We start from the raw sequence: 1,530 nt of genomic DNA on the forward strand, positions 1-1,530 counted from the left end.
GGCTCCTAGACTTTCGCGAGCAGACCGGCGTCGATCACGATCTGGGTGCCGGTGATGTAGCGCGCCTCGTCGGAGGCGAGGAACACGACGGCGTTGCTGACATCGACGGGTTCGACCCAGGGCACCGGTAGCAGGTGGCGAGCCGTGAGCACCTCGGCGGCGTCCTCCGCCGTTGGATTGTCCAAGTCGGGCCGCAGGCGCCGAAACGTCGCCTCGTTGAGCACCATCGCGGTTCCGACCGCCCCGGGGTGAACGGTGTTGACGCGGATACCTCGTGGCCCGAGCTCGTTGGCGAGCGTGCGTGCGAGTCCTACCACGGCATGCTTGCTGGCCGTGTAGGCGGCTGTGTTGGCCGTGCCCCGAATACCGTTGGTGGAGCTGACAATGACGACAGATCCGCTTCGCTCGCCCCCGTATCGACCAATGTGGGGCACGCTGGCCTTGACGGTGTGCCAGACACCGGTGAGGTTGATATCCAGGACCTGCTGCCAGCTTTCGGCGGTGATCTCCCAAGCAGGGTCACCCGCCGGATGGATTCCCGCATTGGCGACAACCACGTCGATGCGACCGAGTTCGGCGACGGCAGCATCCACCGCGGCCGTCATCGCGCCGAAGTCGCCGACGTCGGCCAGGCCCGTCGCGACGCGCACCCCATGCCGTGCGACGGCGGCCGCGGTCTGTTCGAGGTCGCCGGCCGACTCGGGCATGTCCAGCGCGATGACATCGGCGCCCTCCTCGGCGAACCGCTCACAGTGGCACCGTCCGCTGCCCCGGGCGGCCCCGGTCACCAACGCCACGCGGCCACGCAGACCAGACATCAGGATCCCTTGATCAGTGAGAATCCCTTGTAGCCGGCCTCGGCGACCTCGGTGCAGATGTCGAGATAGACCCCGAAGCCGCCGATGAAAAGCATGAACACGCGCGGCTTCCCGGGGATGTTCGCGCCGAGGTACCACGAGTTGGCCTTGGTAAACAGGGTGGCGTCGGCCCGGCGGGCGCACTCGGCGACCCAGTCACCGACGGCGTCCGGGGTCGCCTCGATCGCGGTGTAGCCGTGCGCGTCGAGGTAGGTGATGCAGTCGGCGATCCAGTTCACGTGGGCCTCGGCGTGCAACACCATGTTCGCCAGCACCGCGGGAGCCCCCGGGCCGCATACCACGAAGAGATTGGGGAACCCGTCGACGCCCAAGCCGAGGTACGTGCGCGGTCCTTCGCGCCAGTAATCGCGGAGCCGCCTGCCGGCCCGGCCGACGATGTCGATCTTGGCCAGCGCACCGGTCATCGCGTCGAAGCCGGTCGCGAGCACGATCATGTCGACGTCGTAGTGGGCGTCGGCGGTGTTGATCCCGGTCGGGTCGATGGACTCGATCGGTGTGTTGCGCACGCTCACCAATTTCACATTCGGCCGATTGAAAGTTTGAAAGTAGTTGGTGTCGGTGCAGATTCGCTTGGTACCGATCGGGTGGTCGTTAGGGATCAGCAGTTCGGCCAGCGACGGGTCGTCGATGATCGTACGGACCTTCGCTTCGT

General features: G+C 66.5%; 2 protein-coding genes. Both read right to left on the reverse strand.

From position 1 onward, the window contains the following. Positions 1-5: 5 nt before the first annotated feature. Positions 6-818, reverse strand: a complete 813-nt coding sequence (locus A5712_RS29825) for a mycofactocin-coupled SDR family oxidoreductase (protein ID WP_068114208.1) — start codon at positions 816-818, stop codon at positions 6-8. After that, on the reverse strand, positions 818-1,530 hold a 713-nt coding region (locus tag A5712_RS31565), incomplete at its 5' end, for a flavin-containing monooxygenase (RefSeq protein ID WP_369830448.1). The genes A5712_RS31565 and A5712_RS29825, both read right to left, overlap by 1 nt.

Origin of the sequence: Mycobacterium sp. E2327 (genome assembly GCF_001672675.1) — a bacterium.
Lineage (GTDB): Bacteria > Actinomycetota > Actinomycetes > Mycobacteriales > Mycobacteriaceae > Mycobacterium.

Bases quoted from the DNA above. Each gene is read 5' to 3' on its own strand.
- A5712_RS29825 (WP_068114208.1), bottom strand. From the start codon at position 818: ATGTCTGGTCTGCGTGGCCGCGTGGCGTTGGTGACCGGGGCCGCCCGG.